Source organism: Mycolicibacterium sp. SMGY-1XX (assembly GCF_059132455.1).
Window position 1 is genome coordinate 5089957 of record NZ_CP101139.1, and the last position, 19007, is coordinate 5108963.

Annotated in this window: 18 protein-coding genes; 11 read left to right on the top strand and 7 right to left on the bottom strand. The window is 67.0% G+C overall.

The window, feature by feature from the left end; all coding sequences use genetic code 11:
• Window positions 1–140 precede the first annotated feature (140 nt).
• Complete coding sequence (locus NL241_RS24390; RefSeq protein WP_494395284.1) at window positions 141–1145, bottom strand: LacI family DNA-binding transcriptional regulator; 1005 nt, start codon at window positions 1143–1145, stop codon at window positions 141–143.
• Window positions 1146–1285: 140 nt separating this feature from the next.
• Here NL241_RS24390 and NL241_RS24395 point away from each other — a divergent pair, with 140 nt between their 5' ends.
• The 4 genes from NL241_RS24395 to NL241_RS24410 are packed head-to-tail and all read left to right on the top strand — an operon-like array spanning window position 1286 to window position 5266.
• Complete coding sequence (locus NL241_RS24395; protein ID WP_494395285.1) at window positions 1286–2434, top strand: phytanoyl-CoA dioxygenase family protein; 1149 nt, start codon at window positions 1286–1288, stop codon at window positions 2432–2434.
• A complete protein-coding gene (locus NL241_RS24400) occupies window positions 2431–3435 on the top strand; it encodes a Gfo/Idh/MocA family protein (RefSeq protein WP_487686827.1) in 1005 nt (334 codons plus the stop codon). Before NL241_RS24395 ends, NL241_RS24400 begins: the two co-directional genes overlap by 4 nt.
• On the top strand, window positions 3432–4292 hold the full coding sequence (locus NL241_RS24405; protein WP_494395286.1) for a sugar phosphate isomerase/epimerase family protein: 861 nt from the start codon (window positions 3432–3434) through the stop codon (window positions 4290–4292). Before NL241_RS24400 ends, NL241_RS24405 begins: the two co-directional genes overlap by 4 nt.
• Entirely contained in the window at window positions 4289–5266 is a 978-nt protein-coding gene (locus NL241_RS24410) for a Gfo/Idh/MocA family protein (protein ID WP_487686822.1), read from the top strand. The genes NL241_RS24405 and NL241_RS24410 overlap by 4 nt, the downstream gene beginning before the upstream one ends.
• A gap of 18 nt (window positions 5267–5284) precedes the next feature.
• Here the strand turns inward: NL241_RS24410 and NL241_RS24415 are convergent, their stop codons facing one another.
• A complete protein-coding gene (locus tag NL241_RS24415) occupies window positions 5285–6268 on the bottom strand; it encodes a LacI family DNA-binding transcriptional regulator (RefSeq protein WP_487686820.1) in 984 nt (327 codons plus the stop codon).
• Between the two features lie 97 nt (window positions 6269–6365).
• Between NL241_RS24415 and NL241_RS24420 the strand changes: the two genes are divergently transcribed.
• Window positions 6366–7334, top strand: a complete 969-nt coding sequence (locus tag NL241_RS24420; RefSeq protein ID WP_494395287.1) for a Gfo/Idh/MocA family oxidoreductase — start codon at window positions 6366–6368, stop codon at window positions 7332–7334.
• Window positions 7331–8107: a TIM barrel protein gene (locus tag NL241_RS24425; protein WP_487686815.1), complete on the top strand. Its 777-nt coding sequence runs from the start codon at window positions 7331–7333 to the stop codon at window positions 8105–8107. The genes NL241_RS24420 and NL241_RS24425 overlap by 4 nt, the downstream gene beginning before the upstream one ends.
• A 60-nt stretch (window positions 8108–8167) precedes the next feature.
• Here the strand turns inward: NL241_RS24425 and NL241_RS24430 are convergent, their stop codons facing one another.
• The 4 genes from NL241_RS24430 to NL241_RS24445 form a co-directional block, all read right to left on the bottom strand.
• A complete protein-coding gene (locus NL241_RS24430) occupies window positions 8168–8707 on the bottom strand; it encodes an SRPBCC family protein (RefSeq protein ID WP_494395288.1) in 540 nt (179 codons plus the stop codon).
• Window positions 8708–8902: 195 nt separating this feature from the next.
• Window positions 8903–9721 (bottom strand): ATP-binding cassette domain-containing protein, encoded by an 819-nt coding sequence (locus tag NL241_RS24435; RefSeq protein ID WP_487686810.1) that lies wholly within the window; start codon window positions 9719–9721, stop codon window positions 8903–8905.
• A gap of 10 nt (window positions 9722–9731) precedes the next feature.
• A complete protein-coding gene (locus NL241_RS24440; RefSeq protein WP_487686807.1) occupies window positions 9732–10790 on the bottom strand; it encodes an ABC transporter permease in 1059 nt (352 codons plus the stop codon).
• On the bottom strand, window positions 10790–11794 hold the full coding sequence (locus NL241_RS24445; RefSeq protein WP_494395289.1) for a sugar ABC transporter substrate-binding protein: 1005 nt from the start codon (window positions 11792–11794) through the stop codon (window positions 10790–10792). The genes NL241_RS24440 and NL241_RS24445 overlap by 1 nt, the downstream gene beginning before the upstream one ends.
• A 529-nt stretch (window positions 11795–12323) precedes the next feature.
• Here NL241_RS24445 and NL241_RS24450 point away from each other — a divergent pair.
• Window positions 12324–13358: a LacI family DNA-binding transcriptional regulator gene (locus NL241_RS24450; RefSeq protein ID WP_494398382.1), complete on the top strand. Its 1035-nt coding sequence runs from the start codon at window positions 12324–12326 to the stop codon at window positions 13356–13358.
• Here NL241_RS24450 and NL241_RS24455 read toward each other — a convergent pair.
• On the bottom strand, window positions 13328–14065 hold the full coding sequence (locus tag NL241_RS24455) for a GntR family transcriptional regulator (protein ID WP_487686802.1): 738 nt from the start codon (window positions 14063–14065) through the stop codon (window positions 13328–13330). The two genes, NL241_RS24450 and NL241_RS24455, sit on opposite strands and share 31 nt — an antisense overlap.
• A gap of 262 nt (window positions 14066–14327) precedes the next feature.
• Between NL241_RS24455 and iolC the strand changes: the two genes are divergently transcribed.
• The 4 genes from iolC to iolD are packed head-to-tail and all read left to right on the top strand — an operon-like array spanning window position 14328 to window position 18997.
• Complete coding sequence (gene iolC, locus NL241_RS24460) at window positions 14328–15299, top strand: 5-dehydro-2-deoxygluconokinase (protein ID WP_487686799.1); 972 nt, start codon at window positions 14328–14330, stop codon at window positions 15297–15299.
• Window positions 15292–16176, top strand: a complete 885-nt coding sequence (locus tag NL241_RS24465) for a Cgl0159 family (beta/alpha)8-fold protein (RefSeq protein ID WP_494395290.1) — start codon at window positions 15292–15294, stop codon at window positions 16174–16176. The genes iolC and NL241_RS24465 overlap by 8 nt, the downstream gene beginning before the upstream one ends.
• A gap of 4 nt (window positions 16177–16180) precedes the next feature.
• On the top strand, window positions 16181–17044 hold the full coding sequence (gene iolB, locus NL241_RS24470; RefSeq protein WP_487686794.1) for a 5-deoxy-glucuronate isomerase: 864 nt from the start codon (window positions 16181–16183) through the stop codon (window positions 17042–17044).
• A gap of 3 nt (window positions 17045–17047) precedes the next feature.
• Window positions 17048–18997 carry a 3D-(3,5/4)-trihydroxycyclohexane-1,2-dione acylhydrolase (decyclizing) gene (gene iolD / locus NL241_RS24475; protein ID WP_487686791.1) on the top strand — a complete coding sequence of 650 codons (1950 nt, stop codon included), beginning with the start codon at window positions 17048–17050 and terminating at the stop codon, window positions 18995–18997.
• Window positions 18998–19007: the final 10 nt, after the last annotated feature.

The window sequence follows — 19007 nt, forward strand, 5'->3', positions numbered from 1 at the left end:
TCACGACACTGTGGCCGAACGAACTGAGACAAAATTGTGGTTTTCGTCACTGTTGCTGGCGCCGAAAATCTAAGAACCGCAGCGTACGCGTCAGTAACTTGTTCCAATTCGATGCTGAGCGACTGCTCAGCGTTACAGTATCAGCCCGGAACGTTATAGGGAGTCACGATTTGAACCGGTACCGCCCGCACCGGTTCGGTGGGCAGCGCGCCCCGCTCCGAGAGGATGGCCCGTAACGCCAAGCGCGCGTCGGCGCGCAGGTCGTTGTGCAGGACCACCGAAATGCGCCCTTCCCGCAACAAGCGTCGGTTGTCGGCGTCCAGATCGTGGGCCACGAACACCTTGCAGGCGCGGCCCATCTTCTCGAACGCCGCGACGGTCGCGGTGTTGCCGCCGCCCACCGAGTACACCGCCTCGATACCCGGATGCCGGTGCAGCGCCTCGAGCACCAATCGTTCGTTGGTGGCGTCGATACCGTCGCTGTCGGTGACGTCCACGACTTCCAGGCCGGCACCCCGCAGGCCGGAACGGAACCCGACCTCGCGCTCCCCTTCCCCGCGGAAGACGTTCCGGGACAGGGTGATGAGGACCGAGCCACCCGCGGTACCCAACCACTGCCTGACCAGGTACGCCGCCGTGACGCCCGCGGCGTGGTTGTCGATACCGACGTAACCGCATCGCGAGCTGCCCGGCACATCGGTTGTATAGGTCACCACCGGGGTGCCGGCGGCGACCAGTTGATCGACCGCCTCGGCGACCTCCGGTTCGTCGGGCGCCTTGAGGATGACGCCATGGCTGCCCCGGAGCCGGGCCAGCTGATCCACGGTGGCTGCCGTCGCGCCGCTCTCCCACAGATGGAAGCGGGCCCGCAGCATCGCCGGCGCGAAAGACGGCAGTTCGGCCTCCACCGCGGCGCGGAACGCATCGGAGAACCGGGTGGGCGTCTGCATCACCACGTCGATCAGGAAGCGCCGGCCGTTCAGCCGCAGCTGTGCCCGCTGTTTGTCCAGATCGGCGATCGCCTGCTGCACCTCGGCGCGGGTGTTCTCCCGGACCCCGGGCCGGTCGTTGAGCACCCGGTCGACGGTGGCCTCGCTGAGCCCGCACTGCTGGGCGATCTCGCGAACCTTGTACCGGTGCGCCATCACCTGCTCCTCTGTGGGATTTGGGCGCGCTGGTAACCGCTCAGCGGTTACCAGCGCGCCGAAATCACTCTAAGCGCTGAGGGTTTTTTGATGGGTTCTTGGTGTTGATTGTGTCCCATCGCACAGCAAGACTTCTCGTCATGCACACCCCCGTCCGCACCGGTGCGTGGATCGAGGACGCCGACTGCAGCCTCGACGACTTCCGTGCCCAAGTGCTTCGCACCACCGATCTCGGCGACTACCCGCACGCGTACGACGTCCGCGGCAACGCGCTCGTCTACCGCGCCGGGTCGTTCGCCGACGCCGATCGTCGGGCACTGCAGTCCGAGCTGGTCCGCGCGCTCACCGACGGGCCCGGCGTGGTGATCTTCGAGAACGCCTTCGACACCGGCGTCATCGACCGCGCCAGCGCCGCCTTCGAGCAGTTGATCGCCCGCCAGCGCGCCGAGGGGACCGCCGCCGGTGACCACTTCGGCAAGCCCGGCGCCAACGATCGGGTGTGGAATGCCGCGCAGAAGCTGGCGCTGCAATCGCCGGAGGTGTTCGCCGACTACTACGCCAACGACGCGCTCGCCCTGATCTGCCAGGCCTGGCTGGGGCCGCGCTACCAGGTGACCTCGCAGGTGAATGTCGTCAATCCCGGTGGCGCTGCGCAGGTTCCGCACCGCGACTACCACCTCGGCTTCGTCAACGCCGACCAGCTCGCGGCCTATCCCGCTCACCTGCACCGGTTGTCACCGGCGCTGACGCTGCAGGGCGCGGTGGCGCACAACGATATGCCGGTGGAGAGCGGACCCACCATGATGCTTCCGTACTCTCACCAGTTCGCGGCCGGGTACATCGCGTTCTACCGCCCGGAATTCATCGACTTCTTCGCGGCGCACCACGTGCAGACGCCGCTGTCCAAGGGCGACGCGGTGTTCTTCAACCCCGCGCTGTACCACGGTGCGGGACAGAACAAGTCGAGTGACATCAAGCGGATGGCGAATCTGCTGCAGGTGTCCTCGCCATTCGGCCGCGCCATGGAATCGCTGGACCGCACCGCCATGGTGCGAGCGGTGTATCCCGCGCTGCTGACCATGCACGCCGCGGGCCGCGATGTCCTCAACACCGTGGTCGCCACCGCCGAGGGCTACGCCTTCCCCACCAACCTCGACCGCGACCAACCCCTCGGCAGCCTTGCCCCGCCCAGCCAAGTCGACGTCGTACTCGACGCGCTGGCACACCAATCCACCCTCGACCAACTCGACGCCGCCCTGCGTGCGCACAATGAACGGAGAATCCCATGACCACCCTCGGACTCATCGGCCTCGGCCGCATCGGGGCCTTCCACACCGAGACCCTGACCGGACTGCCTGAGGTAGACGAGCTCGTCATCACCGACGAGCGCACCGAGATCGTCAAGCAGGTGGCCGACAAGTACGGCGCCCGGCCGGTGGAGTCGGTGGAGGCGCTGTTGTCCTCGGGCATCGACGGCGTGGTGGTGGCCGCGGCCACCCCCGCGCACGCCGAGTTGACGCTGGCCGCCGTGGAACGCGGCCTGCCGACGTTCTGCGAGAAGCCGGTCGCCTCCACCGCCGCCGACAGCGCCCGCGTGGCGGAGGTGATCGCCCGCTCCGGCGTACCGGTGCAGATCGGCTACCAGCGTCGCTTCGATGCCGCGTTCGCCGCGGCCAAGGTCAAGGTGGACAGCGGCGCACTCGGCACACTGCACACCGTCCGCAGCACCACCATGGATCCCGCTCCCCCGGCGATGGACTACATCAAGGGATCCGGTGGCATCTTCCGGGACTGTGCGGTGCACGATTTCGACGTGCTGCGCTGGATCACCGGTCAGGAGGCCGTCGAGGTGTACGCCACCGGAAGCGTCCAGGGCGACCCTCTGTTCACCGAATACGGCGACGTCGACACCGCCGCGATCGTCGTCCGCTTCGATGGGGGTGCGCTCGGGGTGGTGTCGGCCGCCCGGTACAACGGCCGTGGGTATGACTGCCGCCTCGAGGTACACGGGTTCGACGACACCGTGGTCGCCGGCTGGGATCAGGGTGTGCCCGTTCAGAACACCGACCCGGCAATCGATTTCCCCACCGGCCAGCCACACCACTTCTTCATGGACCGCTTCACCGAGGCATTCCGCACCGAGCTGAGCGGGTTCGTCCAGGTGGTCAACGGCGGCCCGATCCGGGGTGCGACGGTTGCTGATGCCGTCGAGGTGGCGTGGATCGCCGAAGCCGCCACCGAGTCGCTGCGCCGGGGTGCGCCGGTGCGTATCGAGGAGGTTCGCAAGTGAAGATCGCAGGTGCGCCGATCTCCTGGGGCGTGTGCGAAGTTCCCGGCTGGGGGTACCAGCTGGACCGTGACCGGGTGATGACGGAGATGCGCCAGGCCGGGCTGACCGCCACGGAACTGGGGCCAGACGGGTTCCTGCCGTCGGACACCGCTGAACTGACGGCGTTCCTCGACGGCTTCGGCCTGTCCTGCGTGGGTGGGTTCGTCCCGGTGCTGCTGCACGACGCCGGCCACGACCCGGCCGGCGATCTGGCCGGGCCGCTGGAGTCGCTGGTGGCCGCGCACGCCGATGTGGTGGTGCTGGCCGCCTCGACGGGGGCCGACGGTTACGACGACCGTCCGGTTCTGGACGACTCGCAATGGGCCACGTTGTTGGCCAACCTCGACCGGCTGGCCGGGCTCGCCGCCGCCCGCGGCGTGAAGGCGGTGCTGCACCCCCATGTCGGGACCATGGTGGAAACCCGCGCTGACGTCGACCGGGTGCTGGCCGGGTCGTCGATCCCGCTGTGTCTGGACACCGGGCATCTTCTGATCGGCGGCACCGATCCGCTGGCGCTGACGCAGCAGGTGCCCGACCGCATCGAACATGCTCACCTCAAAGACGTCGACGCCGCACTGGCCCGCAAGGTGCAACAAGGTGAGCTCACCTACACCCAGGCCGTCGCCGCCGGCATGTACGTTCCCCTGGGCGCTGGTGACGTCGACATCGCCGGCATCGTCAAGACGCTCGAAGACGGCGGTTACACCGGCTGGTATGTCATGGAACAGGACAACATCCTGCGGGAAGCGTCTGACGGTGCCGGCGCACTGGCCGACGTCGTGACGAGTGTGCGTTTCCTGCAGGGCATCTCGGGATGACCTTGCGGATCGGAGTCCTCGGTGCATCCCGCATCGCCGAGAACGCCATCGTCGGCCCCGCTGCTGATCTCGGGCACCGGCTCGTCGCGGTGGCGGCGCGCGACCGCGACCGCGCGGAGGTCTTCGCCGACAAGTACGGCGTCGAGCGGGTGCTCGGCTCCTACGCCGAGGTGATCTCCGACCCTGAAGTCGACGTGATCTACAACCCGCTGGCCAACGCGCTGCACGCGCCGTGGAACCTCGCGGCCGTCACCGCGGGGAAGCCGGTGCTCACAGAAAAGCCCTACGCGCGCAACAGGATCGAAGCGGCCGAGGTGGCTGCCGCCGCCGATGCGGCCGGCGTGACGGTGATGGAGGGTTTCCACTACCTGTTCCATCCCGTGGTGCGGCGGGCCTTCGAGTTGGCCGGTGACGGCACGCTGGGACAGCTGCGCCATGTCGAGGTGCTGATGACCATGCCAGAACCGTCGGCGGGTGATCCGCGGTGGTCGCTGGAACTGGCCGGTGGTGCGCTGATGGACCTGGGCTGCTACGGCCTGCACATCATGCGCCGGGTCGGCGCGCTGGCCGGTGGCGCTCCGGAGGTGACGCGCGCATCCGCGGTGCAGCGCACCCCGGGCGTGGACGCCAGCTGCGATGTCGAGCTGCGATTCCCGGACGGGGTGACCGGCAGCGCCAGCCACACGATGGTGTCGGATGCCTACCGCTTCACGCTGCGGATCGACGGCACTGCGGGAAGTGCGTTGGTGCACAACTTCATCCAGTCCTACAGCGATGACCGGTTGACGCTGACCACCTCTGAGGGCATGCGCGTCGAACGGCTGGGCACTCGCCCGTCGTACACCTATCAGCTGGAGGCGTTCGCCGCACACGTGCAGCAGGGTGCCGAGCTGCCGATCGATTCGGCCGATGCCGTGGCCAACATGGCGCTGATCGACGACGCGTACCGGGCCGCCGGCCTGGAGCCGCGCTGAGTTTTGACCTGCGGAGTTTCACCGTCGTGGTGCGGCCGTGGATCCCCTGACCACCAGCCGCGGCTGGCACACCGTATCGGCGACGGCAGTCTCCGGTGCATCGATGCGCGCGACGGCCCTCGACACCGCCTGTGCGGCCAGACCGGCCGCGTCCTGACCGACGGTGGTCAGGTCGACATGCGCCAAGCCGGCCAGCGGACTGTCGTCGAACCCCACGACGGACACCTCCTCCGGTACCCGCACGCCGGCCCGGATCAACACGTCGACGGCACCGAGGGCACAGCGGTCGTTGAAGGCGAACAGCGCGGTGGGAAGCGCCGACTTCAACAACTCGACCGCGGCCGCGGCACCGTCTCGTTCGGTGAGCCCGCCCTCGACGATGCTGGTGTGCACCTGCGCGGCGGCACCGGTCTTGCGGAACCCGTTGCGGCGTTCGGCGGCGCCGGGCGCCCGCCCGCCACTGAGATGTGTGATCGCGCGATGCCCGAGCTCTCGGAGATGGGTGACGGCCAGCGCCGCTCCGTAGGCGTCGTCGCTGCGGACCGCATCGACGCCTCGGAGCTTGCGCGCGATCACCACTACGGGTAGGCCCGTATCGAGTTGCCCGAGTTCACGTACCGGCAGCGCACTACCGATCAGGATCAGCGCCTCGCAGCGGTAGTCCAACAGGGTGTGGACCGCCTGTCGTTCACTGTGATGCGGTGTCACACAGCTCAGTACGACGTCATAGCCGTGCTGTTCGGCGGCCCGGTACACCCCGTCGACCAGGCCCGCGTGAAACTCCTGGCCGGCGGTGAACACCACGCCGAGCAGTCGGGTGCGCTGGGCGCGCAGCAACCGGGCCCGCGGATCCGGCCGGTAACCGATCTCCTCGGCAGCCTGCCTCACCCGGGCGCGGGTGGCGTCACTGGCCCCAGGGGCATCACGCATGACGATCGAGACCAGGGCACGCGAAACCCCGGCGCGTTCGGCCACGTCGGCCAGGGTGGGGCGGGCTTGCATACCGGCATTCTAGAACGTTCTAGCTCACTTCTTGACGAACCCCTGCGCCGCGGCTTTACTTACTATGCCCTAGAACGTTCTAGTACTCGGAGAGAACATGTCCCTTCGTTTCGGCCTCATCGGCACCGGCTGGATCGGCCGCTTCCACGCCGAATCACTGGCCCACCGGGTTCCCGAGGCCACTCTGGTGGCGGTCGCCGACCCGAATCTCGAAGCAGCGCAAGCGATCGGCGCCCCACGCGCCTACGCCGACCCGCTTGAGCTGATCGACGACGCGGACGTCGAGGTGGTGGCCATCAGCTCCCCCGCGACCACCCACACCGATCTCGTGGTGGCGGCCGCACAGGCCGGCAAGCATGTGTTCTGCGAGAAACCGATGGCGCTGACCCTCGACGATGCCGACCGCGCCATCGCGGCGGCCGAGGCCGCCGGAGTGATTCTGCAGGTCGGTTTCAACCGCCGCTTCGCCGCCGACTTCGCGGCCGCACACCAGGCCGTCGTCACCGGATCGATCGGCACCCCGCAGCTGCTGCGGTCACTGACCCGCGACCCGGGCATCTCCGCGGAGGTGGCCGCGCGCGTCAAACCGTGGACCATCTTCAACGAAACCCTGATCCACGATTTCGACACGTTGTGCTGGCTCAATCCCGGGGCCCGCGTCACCGAGGTCTACGCCCAGGCAGCCGCGCTGATCCACCCGCAGTTCGCCGAGGCCGGGTTCCTGGATACCTCGGTGGTCCAATTGCGCTTCGACAACGGGGCTTTCGGTGTCGCCGAGGCCAGCTTCCAGGCTGTCTACGGCTACGACGTGCGCGGCGAGGTGTTCGGCTCCGGTGGCGTGGTGCTGGCCGGCCGGGCTCCCGAGCAGGCCGGCAGGCAGAACACCGAGTTGTTCGCCGACGCCTACGTCGCCCAGTTCGCACACCTGGTGCAGAGCATCCGCACCGGCGCGGCCGCCTCGGTTACCGGACACGATGCCCGTGTGGCGCTGGAAATCGCTTTGGCCGCAGCGGAATCCGTGCGCACCGGCGCCCCCGTCACTCTGGCCGCGGCGGTGCAGGCATGAGCCCGTTCGAATTGGCCGTCTGCGCCGAGATGGTCTTCACCGACCTGCCCCTTCTCGAGCGGGTGCGTCGCATCCATGATCTGGGTTTCAGCGTCGAACTCTGGAGCTTCCACGACAAGGACCTCGACGCGTTGGCCGCGACAGGGGCCCGGTTTTCCTCGATGACGGGCTACCTTCACGGCGACCTCCACGATCCAGACGGCGCCGACGAGGTGGTGCGCACCGCGCAGGAGGCCGTCAAAGCGGCTGCGGTCCTTGGCGTTCCACGATTGGTGGTTCATCCCGGCGAGCTGGTCGACGGGCAGGCCGCCCGGCCGAAGTACCGCGCCGACGGGCAGATGTGGTTCTCGGCGCAGCGCGGTCTGGCCGAGCTGGGCGAGTTGGGCGCCGACGCCGGTGTCACCTTCTGCATCGAGAACCTGAACACCATCGTCGATCATCCCGGCGTGCCCCTGGCCCGAGCCAAGGACACCCTCGCCCTGGTGGAGTCCGTCGGGCACCCGAACGTCAAGATGATGCTGGACCTGTACCACGCTCAGATCGGCGAGGGGAATCTGATCGAGCTCGTGCGCCGTGCGGGTGCGGCGATCGGCGAGATCCAGGTGGCGGACGTGCCCGGGCGGTGCGAACCGGGCACCGGCGAGATCAACTACCGTGCGGTGGCACAGGCACTCGACAGCAGCGGATATCGCGGACCGGTAGGCCTGGAGGCGTTCGCCGCCGGCGACAGCGTCGTCGCCCTGGAGGCATTCCGGGCGGCCTTCACGCTGTAACGCCAACACTGAAAAAACCGAGAAGCGGGCGCCGCAGCGCCCGCTTCTCTGGTGTGTTGGCTAACTTGCCGCCTTCAGGTTGGGGCTACTCCAGCGCGCGTAGCAGACCTCGGGGCGGGTGGCATTCGGCCCGCGATGATGCGCGAACCGCGACGCGAGTTGGTGCAAGCTCTGGGTGATGGCCGTGGCGTGGTTGTCGTTGTCGCCGGTCATCTGATCGAACAAAGGGGTGACGGCCGCACCGAAATCCATGGACTCGGTGACCTCGGTGGTACCTGCCGACGTCTCCGCGAGTTCCCACCGCCACTTGCGGCCGTAGGCATCTTCCCACTCGATGAACCTGTCATCTTCCAGGGACGTGACGGTGGACGTCGCCTGATACGGGATACCCGCCTTCTGCACGCCGACGGTGAAACTGTCGCCCACCGAGAGCCGATCCGGCCCGAGCACGGGAACTTCGCGCATCGTTCCGCTGACATCCAACTTGTGCAGTTGGCGCGGATTCGCGATGAACGCGAAGATCTCGGCTGCGGAAGCGGCGACCTCTACTCGCCTGGCGACGGTGGTCGGCCCCGCGTCCACATTGACGACTGTGACCATGCATCGGAGATTACCCGCAAACGGGGCAAACAAACCGTGCGGAATAGGCCAGCTAGGACATGAATTTCCTGAGAAAAGAGCAAGCACTTCCCAAGAGTGGGACACATGCGGCGGCGCCGGGAGTGCTGGCCCGCAATCCGTATGAGCCGAACGCACTTCCGGCGCCGCCGTGAAAGTGACCTGACCGACCGCGCGTCAGCGGCGGCCGAGTTCGTGTGTCAGGGCCTCCAATTCGTTGCCACCAGCCATCTCCTGGGTGAGGTGTTCGAGCGTGATCTCGTCATAGGTGCAATCAAGCTTTTGCCGGCCGCGGTTGAGGAGCACAAAATGATCACCGACCATGTGCGCGTGATGCGGGTTGTGGGTGATGAAGATCACGCCGAAACCCTGCTCCTTGGCTGCGGTGATGTAGCGCAGCACCATCCCGGACTGCTTGACCCCCAGCGCAGCGGTGGGCTCGTCGAGGATCAGCACCCGCGCACCGAAGAAGATTGCCCGGGCGATCGCCACACACTGACGTTGACCACCTGACAGCGAACCGATCGGAGCATCGACGTCGGGCAGGTCGATACCCATCTTCTGCAATTCGGAGATCGTGGTGGCCCGCATTCCGTTGGTGTCGAGCGACCGCGGGAACCCCTTCTTCCGCAACTCCTGTCCGAGGAAGAAATTCCGCCACACCGGCATCAGGGACACCACCGCGAGATCCTGGTACACCGTGGCAATGCCCTTGTTGAGCGCGTCCTTGGGCGAGTCGAATGTGGTGGGCTCCCCGTCGACCAGCAGCTCGCCCTCGGTCGGCTTGTGCAATCCGGCGATGATCTTGATCAGCGTGGACTTGCCGGCGCCGTTGTCCCCCAGCACGCCGGTCACCTGTCCGGCACCCACCCGCAGGTTGATGTCCTTGAGGGCGATGATGTTGCCGTAGCTCTTGCCGACGTTCCTCAACTCGACCAGCGGGGTGAACCCGTCCGACGGCGACGAGTCGATCGGAGCTTCTGCAGCAGTACTCATGGTCGATCCCCTATCGCTTCGCCGCGTAGTTGCGGAAGGCATTGTTGGCGATCACCGCAAACAGCAGCATGCCGCCGAGGAAGAACTTGAACCAGTCCGGGTTCCAGCCCGCGTAGACGATGCCCTGGTTGGTCATGCCGAAGATGAACGCGCCGATCAGAGTTCCGATCGCCGTGCCGTAGCCACCGGTCAAGAGGCAGCCACCGATCACCGCGGCGATGATGTAGAGGAACTCGTTGCCGATGCCCTGGCCCGACTGGATCGTGTTGAACGCGAACAGCAGATGCATGCCGACGAACCACGCGCAGAACCCGACGAGCATGAACAGGCCGATCTTGACCTTGTTCACCGGCACACCGACGGCGCGCGCACTGTCCTGGTTGCCACCGACGGCGAAGATCCAGTTACCGACGCGGGTCTTGAACAGTACATAGGTGGCGATGACGGCGAACAGGATCCACCACAGCACCGTGACCCGGATCGACACACTGCCGATGGTGATCGAGGACGCGAACACCGTTCGCCCGGATTCGAAACCGGCCATGTCGGACACACTGGGGGTGGCGACCTGTCCGGCGATCAGTTTGGTGACGGCCAGATTGATACCGGTGAGCATCAGGAACGAGCTCAGGGTGATCAGGAACGACGGGATCTTGGTCTTCATCACCATGTAGCCGTTGAAGAAACCGATTGCCAGCGACACCACCAGGGCCAGCAGTGCACCCACCCACAGGTTGAGGTGCAGGTTGAACGCAAGCATCGATGCCGCAAGGGAACTCGTGGTCACCGCGACGCCGGCGGACAGGTCGAATTCCCCGCCGATCATCAGTAGGCCGACACCCACCGCCATGATGCCGATGGTGGAGCTGGCGTACAGGACGGTGGCCAGCGCCTCCGGCGTCCGGAACGGCGCCGCGACGATCGCGAAGAAGATGAAGATGCCCACCGCGCCGACGAGGGCACCCATTTCCGGACGAATCAGCAACCGCTGCAACCGGTTCTGTTCTTTGACGCGTTCGTCGTGGACGACCTTGTGGGAGCCGAGGTCGAGGTCAGCCTGGGTGGTCATTATCGGGTTCCGTTCTTTGCATACTCGGCGACGGCTTCGATGTTCGACTTGTCGATGAACGACGGGCCGGTCAGCGTCGCCTGGTTTCCACCGATCACGTTGCCGTTGTTGAGGTAGAGCCACAGCGAGTCGACGGCCAGGTAGCCCTGCAGGTACGGCTGCTGGTCCACGGCCCACTGGACGTCACCGGCGTTGATCGCGTCGACCAGGGCCGAGTTGGTGTCGAACGTGGAGACCTTGGCCGAGCTACCGGCGTTCTTCACCGACTGCACGGCGGTCAGCGCGAAGGGAGCGCCGAGGGTCAACACCGCGTTGATGGCCGGATCCTGTTGCAGCTTGGCGGTGATGGTCGATTCCACCGACGGCATGTCCTTGCCGTTGACGTTGAGGACCTCGGTGGCCGGGAAGGTGTTCTTCACACCGGCGCAACGGCCCTCGAGGCCGACGTGGCCCTGTTCCTGGATGACGCAGATGGCCTTGGTGGCGCCTTCGGAGGCCAGTCGTTTGCCCGCTTCCTGACCGGCGATGAACTCATCCTGACCGAAGTACTCCTTGACGCCCATCGCCGACCACGAGTCCAGGCCGGAATTGAAGGCCACCACCGGGATGTTCTTCGCCACCGCGGCCTTGATGGCGGGCTGCATGGCCTCCGGCTTGGCCAAGGTGACGGCGATACCGGCGACACCGCTGTCGATCGCCGTCTGCACCAGGTTCGCCTGGTTGGGTGCCTCGGGATCGTTGGAGTAGCGCAGTTCGACGTTGTCCTTCTGGGCAGCCGTCTCGGCGCCCTTGCGCACCAGGTCCCAGAACGAGTCGCCGGGAACCTCGTGCGTGATCATCGCGATGGTGACGCGCGGGGTGTCCACCGAGCCGCCACCGGCACCGTCGCCGCCGGCCTCCTCCGGCTTGCCGCCGGTGCTCGAGCAAGCGGCCAACAGGGTCACAGCGGCCGCGACACCTGCGAACTTGACCCAGCGGCGCTGCGGGCCTTCCTGCAACTTCATGGATTCTCCTCGTTGATGACGCTCGACGCGGCCGGGCCGGCCGGTCGTAGATCACGCACTAACTGAAGATGTAATACGCATCACAAGCAGAAGTCAAGACTTTGTTCTGACATTAGGACTGCAAGTCAAATACCGGGGCCTCAGGACCTGGCAAACCACCCCGGGTGGGCAAAGGGGGCGCCGCGTGCCCACTCCTCACTTCGATTGCTACACAGGCGAACCCAACACCACTGCGTCCATAAGCAAAGGTTCTCACGCACCCCGACAGGCGCCTGATCACCACGGCGCCCAGCGCGGCGTATCGGCAATCGAGTCTGCGCCCACGGCCGATTTCCGGGCCGGATCCGGACGTCAGCGCAGCCTCGAACACTCGGCGGGCAGGCGATATCCCGTTCGCGGAAATGTGAGATCTCGGTGGATCTAACGCGCGTTAGGTCTACGATGAGTGCAGCAATGTGGTGTCAACCGTCAGGGAAGGGGCGCAGTGGCCCAGGCAGCCGCCAACCGGCGTACCGGGCGACCTCCGACCATGGCGGATGTCGCCGCGCGGGCCGGAGTGTCCAGGACATTGGTGTCGTTTGTGCTCGACGGTAAGCCCGGCGCCAGTGACGACACCCGGCTGAGGGTGCTGGCCGCCGCCGAAGAGCTTGGCTACCGGCCGGATTCGGCCGCCCGGCTCCTGGCCAGAGGCCGCAGCCGCACCCTCGGTGTGCTGGTCGACGTCCGGCAACTGTTCGAAGCCGAACTGGTCACCGGCATCTACCCGGCCGCCGAAGCCCTCGGTTACGAGGTGCTGCTGTCGGCCAACCTCGCCGACCGCGAGGAATCGGTCCCGATCAACGCGCTGATCAGCCACCGTTGCGGTGCACTGATCCTGCTCGGCCCGAACTCCGGTGTCGACTACCTGCGGACGTTGTCACAGCGGGTACCGGTGGTGGTGGTCGGCCGGCGCCTCCCCCACGACGGCGGGCACCCCGGTTTGGCCACTGTGCGTACCGACGACGCCACCGGAATCCGGCAGGCGGTCGACTACCTGGTCGAACTCGGCCACCGGGCCATCTGTCATGTCGACGGCGGTACCGACCCGGGCTCGGCGGACCGGCGCCGCGCCTACCGGGCGGCGATGCGCGCTCACGGATTGGCCGACCACGCCCGCGTCATCCCCGGCGCCCACAACGAGGAGGCCGGTGCCGCCGCAGCACGGAAGTTGCTGGCCGCCGGCGAGCTGCCCACCGCGGTGCTCGCCGGCAACGACCGGTGCGCACTCGGCCTGCTCGACGTCTTCACCCGCTCGGGAGTGGCCGTCCCCGAACAGCTCTCGCTCATCGGCTTCGATGACTCGCGGCTGTCGGACAATCCCCGTATCGACTTGACCACGGTGCACCAGGACGCCCCGACCCTGGCCCGGCATGCGGTGCGCTCAGCGGTCGCGATGCTGGAACAGACCGCCACCACGAGCACCGACGACGTGTCAGAGCCCACCCTGGTGGTGCGCGGTACCACCGGGGCACCACGGACCACGAGACCCCGGGCTCAGCGGTCGACGAGGGTGGTGTCGAAGTAGTAACGCGACGCCCGGTACACGTGGCTGCCGTACTCGACGATCCGACCGGAGTCGTCGAACGCCGTACGGGTCATCACCAGCAGCGGCGCCTTGGGCTTCTCGTCGAGCAGCCTCGCCTCGTCACGATCGGCGGCCTTGGCCCCGATCCGCTGGCGGGCCAGCCGGATGTGCACGCCCCGCGAACGAAGGGCCTGGTACAGGCCCGCCTTTTCGAGTTCGTCCTGATCCGGAGCCAACGCCGCGGGCAGGTGATTGGTCATCAGGGCCAGCGGTTGTCCACCCGAGCTTCGCAGTCGGCGCATCGTCACGACCTCGGCGTCGGGCGCCAGGTTCAGGTGTGCGGCAATCTCTTCCGACACCGGGCCCACCCGGTACTCGAGCACCCGCGTGGCGGGCTCCTGGCCCGCCCTGGCCAGGTCGTCGAACAAGCTCGTCAGCTCCACCGGCCGGTGCACCGGAGTCTGGACCACCTGGGTACCGACACCTCGTTTGCGCACCAGCAGACCTTTGTCCACGAGCTCCTGAATTGCCCGCCGCGTCGTGGGGCGAGAAAGATTGAGACGCGAGGCCAGCGCCAGCTCGTTCTCGAACCGGTCCCCGGGTTTGAGTTGTCCATCCAGGATGGCCTTCTCGAATACCTGAGCTACCTGGAAGTACAGCGGCACAGGGCTCGAACGGTCGAGTTCGACGGACAACGTCGTGGTCACCCTTGCTCCGATCCTTGGTCGCCGGCATCAGCAGTTCGCTGGCAGTGTGAGACAGACTACCGCGATATGACCGAAAGTAAGAATGTCCGAACAAAGTCTTGACACAGCCGGGTGATCGGGAGCACAGTCGACATCAACACCGGGCTGGCTGCTCTCCTCGACTCGACCGAGGAGATGCTCGGCCCGGGCCGGGCCCTGAGTGGCCCCCGCTTCACCCCGCACATGTGAACAAACAACACGCACTACCGATTCGGAGTCGATTGTGAGCCTTGCCGAACCCTTTGATGTCCTTGCCATCGGGCGCAGCGGCGTCGACGTGTACCCCCTGCAGATCGGCGTCGGCCTCGAAGACGTGGAATCCTTCGGCAAGTTCCTTGGTGGCAGCGCAGCGAACGTCGCCGTGGCGGCGGCTCGCCTGGGCAACCGCGCTGCCCTGATCTCGGGCGCCGGCGATGACCCCTTCGGCCGCTTCGTCCGCGCCGAGCTGGCCCGCCTCGGAGTGGACAACCGCTTCGTCACCACCCATGGCGAGTACCCGACGCCGGTGACGTTCTGTGAGATCTTCCCCCCGGACCATTTTCCGCTGTACTTCTACCGCAAGCCGTCGGCACCGGATCTGCAGATCACCGCCGACGAACTCGATCTGGACGCCATCCGCAACGCCCGGCTGTACTGGTCGACCGTCACCGGGTTGTCCGAAGAGCCCAGTCGCGCCGCGCATTTCGCAGCATGGTCGGCGAGGGAGCGGGCTCCCCTGACCGTGCTGGACCTCGACTACCGGCCCATGTTCTGGGACTCGCCGGCCGCCGCCACCGAGCAGGTGCAGCGTGCACTGACCCAGGTCACCGTCGCCGTCGGCAACCGGGAAGAATGCGAGATCGCCGTGGGCGAATCCAACCCGCACAAGGCCGCCGAGGCGCTGCTGGACCTCGGGGTGGAACTGGCCATCGTCAAGCAGGGACCGCGCGGCGTGCTGGGCAAGACCCGGCACAGCTCGGTCACCGTCGCACCCAACGAGGTCGACGTGGTGAACGGGCTGGGCGCCGGAGACGCCTTCGGCGGCAGCCTCGTTCACGGCCTGTTGAACAACTGGTCGTTGGAGAAGACCCTTCGGTACGCCAACGCCGCCGGCGCCATTGTCGCCTCGCGGCTCGAATGCTCGACCGCTATGCCCACAGCCGCCGAGGTGGCGGCCCTCGCCGAACAGACCGCAGTGGAGGCCGTCAATGTCTAGCCAAGCCCTATGTCGTGACTACGCGCAGATCACCGATCTGCGCGCCTCCGACCCGGGCGCCGTCGCCCGCGCCTGGGACAACCGCACCACCCGCCCGGCCACCCGGGGCAACGGCCGGCTGATGATCGTGGCCGCCGATCACCCCGCCCGCGGCGCGCTGGCCGTCGGCTCGCGGCCCACCGCGATGAACAGCCGCACCGATCTGCTGGACCGGCTGCGCGCGGCGCTGGCCGATCCCGGTGTCGACGGCGTGCTGGCCACCTCCGACATCCTCGACGACCTGGTGCTGCTCGGGGCGCTCGACGACAAGGTGGTGTTCTCGTCCTTCAACCGCGGCGGGCTGGCCGGCTCGTCCTTCGAGCTCGACGACCGGATGACCGGCGCCACCGCCGCCTCCACGGCCGCCGCCCACATGAACGGCGGAAAGATGCTGTGCCGCATCGATCTCGACGACCCTGGCACGGTGGCCACCATGGCGGGCTGCGCCCAGGCGATCGACGAACTCGCCGCACACGGACTCATCGCCATGGTCGAGCCGTTCATGTCCAGCCGCATCGAGGGCAAGGTCCGCAACGACCTGTCCCCCGATGCCGTCATCAAGTCCATCCACATCGGCCAGGGCCTCGGGTCGTCCTCGGCGTACACCTGGATGAAGCTGCCCGTGGTCGACGAGATGGACCGGGTGATGGAGGCCACGACGCTGCCGACCCTGCTGCTCGGCGGCGACCCGACCGACCCCGACGAAGCGTTCGCCAGCTGGGAGAAGGCCTTGGCGCTGCCGTCGGTGCGCGGGCTGATCGTCGGCCGGACGCTGCTGTATCCCCCCGACGACGATGTCAGCTCCGCGGTGGCGACCGCCGTTGCGATGGTGCGGTGACCCGATGCACAGCAAGCTCTACATCCCTTCCGGTAGTGCCCAGTCGCCGTACACCGTCGACGTCACGCCGGAATCGGCCGGCTGGACCGAATCCTCGCTACAGGTTGTCGAACTCGGCGCGGACCTGCAGTTGCGCACCGGTGACACCGAGGTGATGATCCTGCCGCTGGCCGGCGGCGGTTCGGTCACCTGCGACGGGACGACCTTCGAATTGTCACCGCGCGCATCGGTGTTCGACGGCCCGTCCGACATGGTGTACCTGGGTATCGAGCAGGAGTACACGCTCTCCGGTGACGGCCGGTTCGCCATCTGCGGGGCCCGGGCCAAACGCTCGTTCCCGAACCGCCGGGTGGCGGCCGCCGACGTGTCCCTGGAACTGCGCGGCGCGGGCAACTGCAGCCGGCAGGTGCACAACTTCGGCACCGCGGACACCTTCGAAGCCGACTCGTTGATCGCGTGCGAGGTGATCACCCCGGGTGGCAACTGGTCCAGTTACCCCGCCCACAAGCACGACGAGAACACCCCGACCCAAACGGCTCTGGAAGAGATCTACTACTTCGAAATCGCTGCGGGACCGGACAATTCACGCGGGTTCGGCTATCACCGGGTGTACGGCACCCCCGACCGCCCCATCGAGGTGCTCGAAGAGGTGCGTACCGGCGACGTCGTCCTGGTGCCGCACGGGTACCACGGCCCGTCGGTGGCCGCCCCGGGGTACCACATGTACTACCTCAACGTCATGGCCGGACCGGGCGACGAGCGCGCCTGGAAGATCGTCGACGACCCCGAGCACACCTGGCTGCGCGGCACCTGGGACGGCCAGGACATCGACCCGCGGCTGCCCCTTCACAACCCCCGAGGAGCCTGACACATGGTTTCCACCGCACCCAAGTCGATCGACAAGCTCGTCGACGACGAAGAGACGGTCCGCCTGACCGTCGCGCAGGCGACGGTCAGGTTCCTGGCCAACCAGTACGTCGAACGCGACGGGCAGCGCAGCAAGTTCTTCGCCGGCTGCTTCGGCATCTTCGGCCACGGCAATGTCGCGGGGTTGGGTCAGGCGCTGCTGCAGGACGAAGTCGAAGCCGTGAATGCCGGGCGCGAGCCCGGCCTGAAGTACGTGCTGGGCCGCAACGAGCAGGCCATGGTCCACACCGCGGTGGCCTACGCCCGGCAGAAGGACCGGCTGCAGGCCTGGGCGGTCACCGCCAGCGTCGGCCCGGGCTCCACCAACATGCTCACCGGCGCCGCACTGGCCACCATCAACCGGTTGCCCGTATTGCTCCTGCCGGCAGACACTTTCGCCACCCGGGTCAGCGCTCCGGTGCTGCAGGAGCTGGAGCTGCCGTCGTCGGGTGATGTGACGGTCAACGATGCGTTCAAGCCGTTGTCACGCTATTTCGACCGGGTGTGGCGGCCCGAACAGTTGCCCGCCGCGCTGCTGGGCGCCATGCGGGTGCTCACCGATCCCGTAGAGACCGGTACCGCCACGGTCGCGATCCCGCAGGACGTGCAGGCCGAGGCCCACGACTGGCCCGTGTCGCTGTTCGCCGAGCGCACCTGGCATGTCGCGCGCCCGCTCCCGGAGCGGTCGGTGATCGCCCGCGCCGCGGAGATCATCCGCACTGCCGCCAAGCCGCTGATCGTCGCCGGAGGCGGCGTCATCTACTCCGACGCCACCGACGCCCTGGCGGCGTTCTGCGAGCAGACCGGCATCCCGGTCGGTGAGAGCCAGGCCGGCAAGGGTTCGCTGCGCTACGACCATCCGCAGTCGGTGGGTGCCATCGGTTCCACCGGCACCACCGCCGCCAACGCACTGGCCTCGGACGCCGACGTGGTGATCGGGATCGGCACCCGCTACAGCGATTTCACCTCCGCGTCGCGCACCGCCTTCAACAACCCGGATGTCCGCTTCGTCAACATCAACGTGGCATCGCTGGATTCGGTGAAACAGGGCGGTCTCAGCGTCGTCTCTGATGCCCGTGAGGCGCTGGAAGCCCTCGGTACTGCGTTGGGTGACTACGCGGTGCCGGCTGACTACCGTTCGCGGGTCGCAGAACTGGCCGCGGAATGGGAGGACACCGTTTCCAGTGTGTATGCCACCACCGACGGGGTGCAGCTGAACCAGAACCAGGTCATCGGTCTGGTGAACACGCTGTCCGATCCTCGTGACGTCGTGGTGTGCGCGGCCGGGTCGATGCCCGGTGACCTGCACAAGTTGTGGCGCACCCGCGACCGCAAGGGCTACCACGTCGAATACGGCTTCTCCTGCATGGGTTACGAGATCGCCGGCGGCATCGGTGTGCGGATGGGCGCCCCCGACCGCGACGTGTTCATCATGGTCGGCGACGGGTCGTACCTGATGATGGCCACCGAGATCGTCACCGCCGTACAAGAGGGCGTCAAGGTGATCCCGGTGCTGGTGCAGAACCATGGATTCGCCTCCATCGGTGGGCTTTCCGAGTCCGTCGGCTCGCAGCGTTTCGGTACGTCCTACCAGTACCGCGGTGAAGGCGGCCGGCTCGACGGCGGGCACCTTCCCGTGGACCTGGCCGCCAACGCCGCCAGCTTGGGCGCCGATGTCATCAAGGTCGCCACCGCCGCGGAGTTCGCCGACGCGATGAAAGTCGCCAAAGCCGCCGACACGGTCACTGTGATCTATGTGGAAACCGATCCGATGATCTTCGCCCCGGACAGCCACTCGTGGTGGGACGTGCCGGTCAGCGAGGTGTCCTCGCTGGAGTCCACCCAGTCCGCCTACCAGCGGTACGCGGACTGGAAGAAAGTACAGCGTCCCCTGATCAACCCGTCCGACCGCTAACTAGGGAAAC